Origin of the sequence: Fulvivirga lutimaris (assembly GCF_009711525.1) — a bacterium.
GTDB classification, from domain to species: Bacteria; Bacteroidota; Bacteroidia; order Cytophagales; family Cyclobacteriaceae; genus Fulvivirga; species Fulvivirga lutimaris.
The window spans coordinates 1-12,735 of the sequence record NZ_SMLV01000310.1 but is presented as its reverse complement, the minus strand read 5'-3'; the positions used below and the strand labels follow the sequence as shown (position 1 = coordinate 12,735).

Sequence of the window (12,735 nt, the reverse complement as noted above, 5' to 3'; positions counted from 1 at the left end):
TAATTAAACAGCATTGCAAACCAAAAAGTTGCGCTTGGAGCTCAAATTGGCCGATATCGGGCATGAAAACGTGAATTTGTCCGCATTGAACCGCAAACGTTCGCTAGACAAAAAATTGTATATTCGAAAAATAAACTAAACCAGTAAGAGTCATAGATAACATTCAACTTAACTTTAATAACAGCTCACTTTGGGTGCTTAATCTTTGCCTGGCCATTATCATGTTTGGGGTGGCACTTAATTTAACCAAAGAGGATTTCACCAGTCTTTTAAGGTCACCGAAATCCGCATTGATAGGTATTTTATCACAATTTTTGATACTCCCTTTCATAACCTTTCTTTTGATAATTTCACTGGAGCCACAGCCAAGTATAGCATTGGGCATGATGCTCGTGGCAGCTTGTCCAGGAGGTAATATTTCCAATTTTATGGTGTCTCTGGCTAAGGGTAATGTTGCTCTTTCGGTGAGTCTTACTGCATTTAGCACGCTAGCGGCTCTATTACTTACACCACTCAATTTTGGGTTTTGGGCCAGTCTATATGGGCCGACAGCTGAGATCATGCGACAGGTGAGCATTGATGGTATAGAAGTGGTAAAAGTAATAGTATTGAGCCTAGTGCTTCCACTAATTTTTGGAATGCTATTAAGACAAAAGAAGCCTCAGACGGCAGAGCTTTTACAGAAATGGTTGAAGCCATTATCCATACTCATTTTCGTGGCGTTTGTGGTCATTGCCTTTTCAAACAACATGTCCATTTTTCTAGAGTTCTTTCAGCTCATAGTGTATCTGGTGCTTATTCATAATGCACTGGCATTTATTAGTGGATATGGTCTGGCTACCTTGTTTAAACTATCAGATGAGGACCGTAAATCAATCACCATAGAGACTGGAATTCAAAATTCGGGCTTGGGTCTGCTGATCATTTTTACATTTTTTGATGGACTTGGTGGTATGGCTATGATCACCGCATGGTGGGGCATTTGGCACATCGTATCGGGGTTAATTTTGAGTAGTTATTGGTCTGGCAAAACAAGTTGGCAGTCTGCATGATACATCGGCTTTTTTATTATTTGCTGCTTAACTATGTCAACCTTGGGTTGAATTTGTTTTTTAAAAAGCTGAAGGTGGTGGGCAGTAGCAACATTCCTGATAAAGACCCAGTAATTTTTGTGGCCAATCATCAAAATGCATTGATAGATGCACTGTTAGTAGTTACTCAAAATAAGCGCAAAACACATTTTGTTGCCCGCGCAGATGTTTTTAAAAGGCCTTTTTTAAAGAAATTATTGGCACTCATTTACATGATGCCTATTTACAGAATCAGAGATGGAAGACATTCGCTGTTTTTAAATGATGAGATTTTTGAGCGATGCAAGAGTGTGTTGCTGAAAGGGGAGTCGTTTATGATTTTCCCTGAAGGGAATCACAGTTTTGACAGAAGACTGAGGCCATTAAGTAAAGGATTTACGCGTATAGCCTTAGGGGCGCTTGATGTTAACAAAGATTTGAATTTGAAGGTGGTGCCAGTGGGAATCAACTACACGGATCATCAGAAATATAGAGGTAGTGTAAGTCTTTATTTTGGTGATCCTATTGATGTAAAGAAACTTTATACTGGAGATTTCAATATCGATTCAGCGAAGCTAAAAGAGGCTGTAGCCAAGAGGCTAAAAACCCTGATCACCCATATTGAAGATCAAAGAAGTTATAATGAGCAGTTACAAAGGTTGACAGCTACTAATCCAGATTTTCTAAATCCATTTGATACAAATTTAAGGCTTCAAAATCTGGATAACTACCAACCTGAGCCTGCAAAGAAGCCTGAAATGGGCATCATGAAGCTGTTAAAGTTACCATTTGTTTTAAATGCCATTTTGCCATTGAGTATTTGGCTCATGATCAAAAGAGGCATTAAGGATCCCGTGATGGTAGCTTCTATCAAGTTTTGTGTAGGAATTTTCCTCTTCCCTGTTTTCTTGGTGCTTCAGTCGCTGTCAGTAACCTATTGGCTAGGCGATTGGGCGGGCATTTTATATTTTATTATTTCATTGGCTGGAATGCCATTGATTAGCTCGGTAATGTCAAAATGATGATTTTAAAGTCGTGTTCTAATCCATAAATGGTAATGATGAAAGAACACACCCCTGTAATCCCCTCTAGGGGATAATCCCCCTTTGAAGGGGGCTAGGGGGATGTATTTGATTAAAATCTACTTTTCAGCCAGGGCCTCTACCGGACTAGACTTAGAAACCTTAAACAGATTGCTTGAAATGGTCAGCAAGACAGTGATTAACAAGATCAAAATGCTTGGTACTGTGATTGTGAAATCTATAGGAACATGGAAGGCATTTACCTGATCTAAATAGAGTTTAATCAAATACTGGCTTGTTGGAATTGCTACAATTAAAGCTATACCTAAAACCACAATAAATGGAACATTAGTAAGCAGAGCAATCTCCTTCATTGAAGCACCAAGCACTTTTCTGATGCTTATCTCTTTCATTCTTTTGGTGATAATCAAAGACACAAGGCCGAATAACCCCATAGCGGAAAGGATAATAGAGATGACTGAGAATGTAATCAGGATATTGGTTGGTATGGACATTTGTCTGAAAAACTCGTCAAACGCCTCATTTTGAAAATATCCATTGTAGGGGTAGTCTGGAAACATATTTCCCCAGTCGGCCTTAATCTTCTCATTTACCTGAGTCAGATTGCCTGCATCTACTTTTGCAATGATAAAATTATTTTGCTCTGGAGTTGATAGCTTAAACGCCATGGCATCTATTGGAAAATAGAAATTTCTGTAATGAAAGTCTTCAACCACCCCAATGATGTTATATTGTTCACCTTTGCTTTTTATCTGACTTCCGGGCACATCACCTATCATAAAAGTATTCGCAAACTTTCTATTGACAATCAAGCCATTTTCTACATCTGAAGCTAGAGCACTATTAAGGTTTCTACCTTCTACTAGTTTAATACCCATGGTGCGCAGATAACTGGAGTCAACATTATAGACGACAACAGGTTTTTTCTCATCCAGAATATCAATATCCATCACAGAAGTGGAATTGCCAATATGGTTAGCCGAACCTGAAACAGACGATATCTCCGGGTATGTTGATAGTCGGTTAAACAGAGCCGTGAATTGATCATTTGTGGTAGTCGGAATAACCACCAGTCCGCCCTGATTGTAGCCCCAGTCTTTAGCCTTTTGAAATGAACTGTTACTGATAAATGAGATGCCAGAAAAGATGATTAAAAAGGTGAAAGCAAATTGAATTCCAAGAAAGAATTTAAAAAGGTAGTTTTTGCTGCTTCCGAACTTCTCTTTACCCTGAAAAATATTTGTAGCACTAAAGGATGACACGTAAAAAGCAGGGTATATGCCAGATAAAATTCCCGTGCTCATTGCAATGGATAAAAGAAATATCCATAGCGTTGGATTAGTATAAGTTATAGAAAGTTCAAATGGGAAAAAGCTATTGAAAAGAGGGACGAGAATGACATGTGCCACTATCAGTCCTGCTATAACTGCAAACAGGCACATAAATACATTTTGACTGAGAAACTGAAAGACCAACTGCTTTTTGGAAGCGCCCACACTTTTTCTCAAACCAATTTCTTTGAGTCTTCGGGTCGCTGTTACAATAGCTATGTTTACATAATTGAAGCAGGCGATAAAAATGAGTAGCAGTCCGAAAAAGATAATCCCTATCAGTGTTGATGGGTTTTCTCGCCCTACAACGCTTCCTACAATTTGATAATCCGTTTTTGTTAGCTGGCTAAATGGAATGAATTCAAATTGGCTAATAGGATATTTGGGAGACTTTGAATTGTAAGCTTGCCAATACTGACCTGACAGATCTTTAATGTTATCGATGGCCGATGCATTTTTAACTTTGAAAAATGTGGCATTGGTTAGTTTATCCCAATCTGAAGTTGAAGTACTGGCCAGTTTATACGGTACCAAGATGTTAAAACTGAAATAGGAGTTTGTAGGGAAAGGAGCTGCTATAGCACCTACAGTAACAGGAATAGTTTCTCCGTTAATGATAAGGCTGAGCTCTTCATCTAAGGCATAACTCTTCCCAAAAAACTTTTCAGCGGCTTTGGCGCTAAGCACAACCTTAGTGCCATCATAAAGTGATGCACTTGTTCCATCAGTAAGTTCGAAGTTGAATATTTTGAGAAAATCCTCATCAACATATTGAATAGGCTCCTCCAGAACAATACTTCCATATCTTACTACCGCATTGCCATTGAGCACTCTAGTCATACCATCAATACCGTTATAGTCCTGTGACGCTGTTGTTCCCATCATTTCCGGAGTTTTGCCCCATATAAAAGGGTCATTATTTACATTTTTGGTATGAGAAGTGACCATGTAAATCCTATCAGCATCAGCTATAAAATCATTCGCTGTAATGATATTCATACCAAATAAAAAGAGCACAATACAGCACGCTACGGCTATAGATAGTCCGAAAATGCTGATGAGGGAGGACATTAAATTTGATTTAATACCTCTGATAGTGAGTTTGAAATAACTTGAGATCATGGTGAGCGTGTTTATTGAGTTTTTGTTTGTGATTTTCTTTATTGCAAATGGCCTGAACATGCTGAGTACATCACGGATGAGTAGCCATTTGGCCTTTTTTGCACCCACTTCTTCCACTCTTTTGTCAAAAGTTTCATATAAGTCACCTTCCACCTCATCTAATAGTAGAGGATTCATAAATGACCCTAAAAGAATAAAGGGCCATCTTGGTGGGTCTATGGGTGTGTCAGGTTTCATTTGTCTGAAATGTTTGGAATTAAATTGAAGAGATTGTTTCTCAACTGTCGGGCATTTACAAGTGCCTGCTCTCCTGACTCTGTTAAAAAGTAGTAGACCTTTTTTCGACCTCTTCTACTTTCAGTACTTTCTCCGGTTTTAGACTTTATAAAGCCTTTTTCATCTAACCTGTTCAAGGCAGAATGCAACGCTCCTACACTTGGTTTTCGGCTGGTTTGAGCTTCAATTTCAGCAATAATGGCTGCGCCATATGCCTCTGGATATAGCACACCTGTTATCAGTAAAACCAGTTCCTCGAATTCGCCAAGATTTGTTCCTTTCATTATTTAATTCCTAAATGTAGAGTTAAATATACGAAAAGATTACAAAAGGGTTATAATCGCATTAAAGAGGCCTTAATTACTTGTTTAAGTTAGAATTGATATACTTTGGACTTACTAGTATCATCATCAAATAAAACCAGAGCCTGCGCACTCGGTGAATTAAATGGTGCTTTAGGTAAAACACTTGGGTTGGCAGGATAAGTACCATCTTCAAATTTTAGTTCTTTAGGTTCCCCCTCACTTTTTACAAGGAGGACCTTCCAGCCATTAACCTTTTGTGGCTCCACGTAAATAGGAGCGTTCATAACGGTGAACTGTGTAATAGTATTAAAATTGACATCCATCAGTAAATATGTGCACCCGCCACTTCCGCAAAAAAAGGTTGATTCAAATCGTATAAAAATTTCATCCACACCATCTTCGTTCAAATCGATCTTATGGAACTGGTACTGCCTATCGGCCTCATTCATAACCTTAATTTCTCTTTTCAGATAATCTGAAATCAGATATTGGTTAATTTCCACTGCCAATTCATCATCAACAGTTTGCGGAGCGTAAGCTGTTTTATTGTTGACAGGCTTAAGTCCTATGACTTCTTCAAGAAATTTTTCAGTCTCTGTTTCTACCTCCTCTACAGCTCCTGATGTCAGGTAGCATCCAATAACATGGTGGCCTGCTTCCGGAAAGGCAACTTTTCTTTTTTGTTCTTCGGGTGTTGAAATTTGATCATACATAGTCAACATGGCAGGTACCGAAACCGTATTGTCCTGGGCAGTATCATTTTTATAATAGTACCCCAAAAACACAGGGCAAGTGACAGTTTCAAAAGTTTCTGGCGTCATAGTTTCATCTACCATGGCACGCAATTGAGTAAGCACTTCCAGTCGGTATTTGTTGGTCCAGTAGTTAGCTCTAACGCTGTCTAACGGCCACTGATTGTAATCTGAACCAACCACGAGTCTTGCCATTTGGAGGCCCCAGGGCTTTGTTAGTAAATATGAACTTTCATCATAGAGATCAATATTAGGTGAGTAAAGGACTATACCCGCAATAGAGGGGTTATTTTCTGCCAGATAGAGTCCGTAAGTACCGCCAGTGCTGGTAGTCAATAAAATAACTTTTTCACCAAGCTGCATGCCTATGGCAATGGCCTCTTTGGCACTTTCCATCATTTGTTCAGCTGTCAAGTTAAGCATAGGCTCATCTTCAACCAGACCATGGCCCGCAATTCTGGGCAGGTAGAGATTACAGCCATATTTTTTGGCCAGCTTCTCATGAATAGGCGCACCTTCTTCCTGACTAGCTGAAAAACCGTGCAGGTATACCATGCTATATTCTGTTTTTGTATGTACCGAATCGTTCCAAATTATCCGCCCTTCATTATTGGGTTTAATGTTTGGAATAGCGGCCTCCCTTTCATCAACAAACTTTTCAAGTTCGTTCAGGTCTGACGGTACCGTAGGTAAGTCTTTAATAAGTGTATCAATATCAACACTTGGCCCTGCCACATAACCTAATACTATTATCGAAATAATAATAAAGGTCCATTTTAAAGCTTTCATAATTATAGAGAGGTTAAGATATCAACGAACTTTTGAACGTCATTTGAATCATTATACAAATGAGGAGATACTCTTATAGCATCACCACGAACAGAAACAGAGATCTTGATTTCACTGAGTTTAGCCTTTAATTTTTCCATTCGAGAAGCATCAGAAGATCTTATTCCAAACAAGTGGTGGCCGCGATACTGTTCAGACTCAATTACATACTCATGTTGCTTTAGCTTTTCATTCGCTTCGGCAAAAAGTTGTTTACAGTATTCCTGAATATTTTCAACTCCCCATTGATTTATCTGTCTTAGAGATTCTAGAAGCATGGGCACCAAAATAAAGTTACTGTGTTCACCCACCTCATACCTTAATGCTCCGTGTTGATAGTCATCATTATAATTTACCAACCCTGCAAAGTTTTCACTTTCAAATCTGTTAATCCAGTTTTCTTCCAGAGGCACACCGTTGTCAAAGGCTTCGCTAAAATATCCAAGTCCAATTGAGTAGGGTCCTAATAACCATTTGTAGCCAGCACAGATCAGTGCATCAGGTTTAATTTTTTGAACATCAAAAGGTAAAGCACCTACTGATTGGGTACCGTCAATAATTAATAATGCGCCAACTTCAGATGTCTTTTTTCGGATTGCCCCTAAGTCGAATTTTGTTCCGTCAGCCCAATGAACATGTGCCATAGCTACCGCTGCTGTTGAGCTATCAACAGAATTTAATATGGCCTGATTCCATGCTTCACCTCTATTGCCAGATTTTGGAGCGGCTACTATCTCAAGAGTTGCCCCATTTTCATCACAAAGTCTTTTCCATGGGTAATAATTGCTGGGGAACTGTTCAGCTAGCACAATTATTTTTTGTCCTGCTTTGACTTTTATATTCTTGGCGGCCGTAGAAATTCCGTAAGAAACAGAAGGAATAACAACTGTCCGTTTAGGGTCAGAGGAGTTAATGAGTTTGGAATATTCTGCCCGTAAGAGTTCAGTGTCATTAAAAAAATCATCAGGAGTAACTGAGATCGGATTCCTTTTTCCTTCGATACCTTTAATACCTGCCTTTTCAACAGATTTTAATAAAGGTGACATGTAGGCGCAGTTAATATAAGTTGCTTCACCGTCCAGTGAAAACAGCTTCTTTTGGCAAGATAGCATTCAATAAAGATTAGTACTTCATAAATTTAAGCAAAGCCCTGACTACTGCAAATTTAGTGAGTCCCGCAGGTACTTATCTTTGCTATTATGTTTGCTCCAATAGTCAGTGTTTAAGGTCTTGTCAATGCTAGCGGATGTTATCATTTTTTTGCCTCCTAAGCCATTGAACTCTTCTTCCCAGCCAAGAATTTTGTAAGGGAATGTGTTTTCAAATTCTATTTTTAGGGCTCTATCTGTGTAGATTAATGAATAAAAGTTGGCAGAATCTGTCTCTTCTAAAACACCTTGTACTCTTACAGCTTTTAAATTTTTATGAAGCAGTCGAGTATGAAAAAGACCTGGTATAATATCAAATTCTCCAGTAGGTAAAGACTTGTAGTCTAATCTTATTCTGTTCCAGATCTCATCTTCCAATAGGGCTTTTCCCAAGTCAAACTTAACATCTCCTTCCTGCTCAAAATAGGAGTAAGAAGACACCTCGTATTCATTCTTTTTAAGATTCATCTGACTAAATACATGGCCACACCACTCTTGCGAGCTCATGGTTACTTTAGGTGTGTTAGGGTACTTGTTTAGCTCTACGGGGGTAAAAGTCGAGAGCATCATAGAATATGGGTAAATACCAGTCACAAATTTTTTAGTAAAGTTTAGTTTCAATACGGTTTGCTTATCATCACCAGCAGCTTCTCCGTTATCAAGTTTTACCTGCTTATTTTTAGAAAAGGGCTCAGTAACAAATATTAATACAGCTTTTCCATCATGAACTTCACCATACCTTGACTGTTTCAAATTGTACGAAACAAGCTCAGCCTTTCCGGCATACCAGTAGTCAGCAAACTCTGGAGTGGACACTGATGAAATGGCTCGGGAATTTGAATTGGCCTTTTTCTGACAGCTGTTCAGTGAAATACCAATTAGGGATATTAAAAATGTAGTTCTGATAATTAATGAAGCCATAACTTTTGGGTTTAGGTTAACTAAACAACAAACATCCAAATATGATTCTGTTACTTTTAAGATGAATAATGTGAAGATGATTAAATCCTTATATTTACGCCTTTAAATTTTAAAATGAACAATAGTCACTATATAGGATATAAAAGCAGGTGGATATTCCTTGGTGTGCTGGCAGTGGCATTTCTATTTGCTTCCATCTATACCTTCGATAGCAAACTTGCTTTATTGGGTGATAATGCAAGTTATTATTCACTTGGTAAATCCATTGCTCAAGGCGAAGGTTATGTCAACATATCCAAAATAACAAAAAGCCCTAACAATCATTACCCTCCTGGCTATCCGGCTATTATAAGCACATTTATAGTTTTTTCTGATAGTATTGTTGCCATTAAGATGCTGAATGAGATATTCCTGGCAGCTTCGTTATGGCTAGTATTCTTGTTGGTAACTAAGATTTCTGAAAGTTATATTCTTGGGTTTGTTATTTCGCTTGTGACTATTTTCAATAGTCATCTGTTGTTCTATTCATCTTTGATCATGTCAGAGATTCCTTATATGTTCTTCTCATTATTGGCCATATTTTTTTATGGAAGAATAAACTTTGAAGGTAATTACTGGAAAGATAAGAATTGGATAGTAGTCGTTTTGGCTACAATAATGGCGTATTATGTCAGGTCTCTAGGCATTGCCTTATTAGCAGGATTCTGTTTGCATATGTTGCTGAACAAGCGAATCAAACTAATGGGTGCTTTCATAGGAGCCTTTGTTATAGGTGCTTTACCCTGGTTTATTCGTGGGCAGAGCATGGGAGGCGCATCTTATATGAACCAGCTTAAGTTGATTAACCCGTATAACCCGGGGTTAGGCGATGCGTCCATGTCAGATTTTATTGATAGGGCTTTAAATAACTTTTCAAGATATATTACAAGAGAGATTCCTGACTCAATCTTCACATTTGGTCCTGATTATCGAGCCCCAATCAGTGGTGCAGCATGGGTGTTTGGATTCATCCTATTGATTTTAATAGGGTATGGAATTTACCAGACCAATAAATATCGTTGGACATTAGTTGGGTATCTACTAGGTACTTTTGGTATTTTGATGATCTGGCCTGACGTATGGATAGGTGTCAGGTTTATAGTTCCTATCATACCTATATTGTTTTTTGGACTGTTTAACGGAATATTACAGCTGAAAAAATCATTAGCTGAAAAGTCTACTTTACAGTATCTGGGGTTGGGCCTGCTATTAATAACAGCAAGCTCCTTTGTGCAGCTACATGAAACGGCCAAGGCACCTTTTCCTCCAGCCTGGCAGCGATATTTTGAAGTGGCTCAATGGATAAAAAGCAATGAAAATGGTAAAGTCGTAGGCTGTGGTAAGCCTTCATTGTTCTACACTTATGCCGGTGATAATTTTACCATGCGCTACAAATTTACCCAAGATGCAGCGGAGCTTCTTGCACATTTGGAAAGACAAAAAGTTGATTATGTTGTGATTGATCAGGTTTATGGCAATACATTACAGTATTTACTGCCTGCTGTAAGGCAATACCCCAATAGATTTGAGCAAGTGCTGCACTTAAAGAACCCAGACACTTTTCTCTTAAAATTTAAAAGATGATCATAGAAAAATTATCCATTGTCATCCCTGTTTATAATGAGGAGAAGACAATACACCTTATCTTGAATAAAATAAAGGAAGTTGAGCTGAACGGGAACATTGAGAAAGAAATTGTAATGGTTAATGATGCGTCTACTGACAATTCAGAAGATGCAATAAAGAAGTATATTGAATCAAATAAAGAGCTAGGAATAAGATACTTTAGCCAACCGAAGAATATGGGAAAAGGAGCGGCTTTGCATAGAGGTATAGCTGAAGCTACTGGAGATTATCTGATAATACAGGATGCAGACCTCGAGTATGACCCAAGAGAATATAATGCATTGCTCAAACCAGTTTTGGAAGGGATGGCTGATGTTGTCTATGGTAGCAGATTCATTGGAGGAAACCCCCATCGCATACTATTCTTCTGGCACTCGATTGGAAATAACGTTCTTACTTTCCTATCCAATGCCTTGACCAATCTGAACCTTACAGATATGGAAACATGCTATAAGTTGATCAAGACATCAGTTGCTCAAGGGTTAAATTTAAAGGAAAGACGTTTTGGTTTCGAGCCTGAGGTCACAGCTAAACTGTCAAAAATAAAAGGTATTAGGATTTATGAGGTTGGAATATCATACTATGGTCGTACCTATGCGGAAGGGAAAAAGATAAATTGGCGTGATGGTTTCAGAGCAATTTATTGTATATTAAGGTATAACCTGTTTTAACAATTTGTTAAATTATCGGTTACCTTTTAAGCGCGCAGTAATATTTATCTTTACTTTCTTTCTAAATGAAGTAGTATGATTCAAAGCAAGGTATATAAGGGGATAGAATACATTCAAATTAGCGACCTGTCGTTAAATGAGCAGTTGGCCATAAGAGAATGGCTTACCTTAGATACCATCATTAAGATTCAAACAGAAAGTGAGCTTTTAACTGAATGTGTTCAGTATAAAGATTATACATATTGGGTAGAGAATGTTCTTTCAAAACAAGCTACTCAAAAAGCCACAGTTAAAAGTAAGGGAAGTATTATAAACCGTTTTGGTTTAGCTATAGACAATTAGTCCCAAACTCCAACAGGAACAATTTCCAGTACATTGCCTTCTGGATCTTTGAAATAAAAGGATTCCTGTCCTGACTTCCATATTAGCTTATCAATAATGGGAATATCAAGTGATTTAACTCTTGCTTTACATTTTTCGTAGTCCACCTGCTCAACTTCAAAGGCGAAATGCTGATTTCCTTCTGCAAAGTGCGGTGGGGGGGAAGATTTTTCTTTGGAATCATCTGGGTTGAAGCATAAGAGCACGGATGATCCTGCTCTGAAGAAAATATGCTTTTCAGGTTGGTAATGAATAATTTCTAAACCAAGCTTCTCATTATAAAACAACTTGGCTGCCTCCAAATCATGTATATAAAGGCAAGTCTCCTTTATTTTAATTATCTCTTTCATAGAAGTCCTTTTTTAGCTGTTCATATTCTGCCCACATGTATTTAAGAATCTCAGCTGCAGGCCTAATGTCATTGATATACGCAGAAACCTGCCCTATCTCAAGTTCTCCTTCTTTTAGGTCACCTTCAAAAATTCCCAACTTAGACCTTCTTTTGCCTAAAATGGATCTTAGGGTATCAGCATCAGCGCCTTGCTTTTCAGCAGCACTGATGGAATTATAAAATTCGTTTTTAATCAGCCTAACCGGAGCAAGCTGTTTCAGTGTTAATGTAGTTTCACCCTCCGCGCATTCAACAATACGCTTCTTAAAATTGAGGTGTGCTGATGATTCATCACTTATGGCAAACCTGGTGCCTACCTGAACACCCTCAGCGCCTAAGGCCAGTGCTCCAAAAATTCCGTGGCCATCTGCAATGCCTCCAGCGGCAATCACTGGAATGTTTAAAGCTCGCGCCACCGCAGGAATCAGGCAGAATGTTGTTATTTCTTCCCTGCCGTTATGTCCTCCTGCTTCAAAGCCTTCGCATGCAACTGCATCAACACCAGCCTCCTGACTTTTCAAAGCAAACTTTACACTCGACACCACATGAACAACTATTATTCCTTTGTCTTTAAGAAAGGTGGTCCATGTTTTGGGATTCCCCGCTGAGGTAAAGACGATCTTAGCACCCTCTTTTACTATAATATCCATGAGTTTATCAATTTCAGGATATAGCAGTGGGACATTTACGCCAAATGGTTCACTGGTAGCAGCTTTACATTTTCTAATATGTTCCTGCAGTAATTCGGGGTGCATTGACCCGGCACCTATAAGGCCAAGGCCACCGGCATTGCTAACTGCCGAAGCCAGCCTCCAACTGCTGCACCATACC

At 38.6% G+C, this 12,735-nt stretch carries 12 protein-coding genes; 5 read left to right on the top strand and 7 right to left on the bottom strand.

Annotation, left to right across the window (positions count from 1 at the left end):
- Nucleotides 1-194 precede the first annotated feature (194 nt).
- Nucleotides 195-1,052 (top strand): bile acid:sodium symporter family protein, encoded by an 858-nt coding sequence (locus E1140_RS06020; RefSeq protein ID WP_343034162.1) that lies wholly within the window; start codon nucleotides 195-197, stop codon nucleotides 1,050-1,052.
- Nucleotides 1,049-2,092 (top strand): lysophospholipid acyltransferase family protein, encoded by a 1,044-nt coding sequence (locus E1140_RS06015; RefSeq protein ID WP_155180278.1) that lies wholly within the window; start codon nucleotides 1,049-1,051, stop codon nucleotides 2,090-2,092. The genes E1140_RS06020 and E1140_RS06015 overlap by 4 nt, the downstream gene beginning before the upstream one ends.
- Before the next feature lie 119 nt (nucleotides 2,093-2,211).
- On the opposite strand, the gene E1140_RS06010 is transcribed toward E1140_RS06015, so the two are convergent.
- The 5 genes from E1140_RS06010 to E1140_RS05990 all read right to left on the bottom strand — a co-directional run bounded on the left by E1140_RS06010 (nucleotide 2,212) and on the right by E1140_RS05990 (nucleotide 8,796).
- Complete coding sequence (locus E1140_RS06010; protein WP_155180276.1) at nucleotides 2,212-4,803, bottom strand: ABC transporter permease; 2,592 nt, start codon at nucleotides 4,801-4,803, stop codon at nucleotides 2,212-2,214.
- Nucleotides 4,800-5,126 carry a PadR family transcriptional regulator gene (locus tag E1140_RS06005; RefSeq protein WP_155180273.1) on the bottom strand — a complete coding sequence of 109 codons (327 nt, stop codon included), beginning with the start codon at nucleotides 5,124-5,126 and terminating at the stop codon, nucleotides 4,800-4,802. The genes E1140_RS06010 and E1140_RS06005 overlap by 4 nt, the downstream gene beginning before the upstream one ends.
- 89 nt (nucleotides 5,127-5,215) lie before the next feature.
- A complete protein-coding gene (locus E1140_RS06000) occupies nucleotides 5,216-6,688 on the bottom strand; it encodes an alpha/beta hydrolase (RefSeq protein ID WP_185153452.1) in 1,473 nt (490 codons plus the stop codon).
- Nucleotides 6,689-6,690: 2 nt separating this feature from the next.
- Nucleotides 6,691-7,773, bottom strand: a complete 1,083-nt coding sequence (locus tag E1140_RS05995; protein ID WP_155180270.1) for an aminotransferase class V-fold PLP-dependent enzyme — start codon at nucleotides 7,771-7,773, stop codon at nucleotides 6,691-6,693.
- Between the two features lie 108 nt (nucleotides 7,774-7,881).
- Nucleotides 7,882-8,796, bottom strand: coding sequence for a hypothetical protein (locus E1140_RS05990; protein WP_155180267.1), 915 nt, complete (start codon nucleotides 8,794-8,796; stop codon nucleotides 7,882-7,884).
- Nucleotides 8,797-8,910: 114 nt separating this feature from the next.
- Between E1140_RS05990 and E1140_RS05985 the strand changes: the two genes are divergently transcribed.
- The 3 genes from E1140_RS05985 (at nucleotide 8,911) to E1140_RS05975 (ending at nucleotide 11,474) form a co-directional block, all read left to right on the top strand.
- On the top strand, nucleotides 8,911-10,419 hold the full coding sequence (locus tag E1140_RS05985) for an ArnT family glycosyltransferase (protein WP_155180265.1): 1,509 nt from the start codon (nucleotides 8,911-8,913) through the stop codon (nucleotides 10,417-10,419).
- Complete coding sequence (locus tag E1140_RS05980) at nucleotides 10,416-11,132, top strand: glycosyltransferase family 2 protein (protein ID WP_155180262.1); 717 nt, start codon at nucleotides 10,416-10,418, stop codon at nucleotides 11,130-11,132. Before E1140_RS05985 ends, E1140_RS05980 begins: the two co-directional genes overlap by 4 nt.
- A 75-nt stretch (nucleotides 11,133-11,207) precedes the next feature.
- On the top strand, nucleotides 11,208-11,474 hold the full coding sequence (locus tag E1140_RS05975; RefSeq protein ID WP_155180259.1) for a hypothetical protein: 267 nt from the start codon (nucleotides 11,208-11,210) through the stop codon (nucleotides 11,472-11,474).
- Here E1140_RS05975 and E1140_RS05970 read toward each other — a convergent pair.
- Both E1140_RS05970 and E1140_RS05965 read right to left on the bottom strand, forming a co-directional pair.
- Nucleotides 11,471-11,863, bottom strand: a complete 393-nt coding sequence (locus tag E1140_RS05970) for a VOC family protein (RefSeq protein ID WP_155180256.1) — start codon at nucleotides 11,861-11,863, stop codon at nucleotides 11,471-11,473. The two genes, E1140_RS05975 and E1140_RS05970, sit on opposite strands and share 4 nt — an antisense overlap.
- Nucleotides 11,847-12,735, bottom strand: an 889-nt coding sequence (locus E1140_RS05965) for an NAD(P)H-dependent flavin oxidoreductase (protein ID WP_155180253.1), incomplete at its 5' end; no start/stop codon positions are given. The genes E1140_RS05970 and E1140_RS05965, both read right to left, overlap by 17 nt.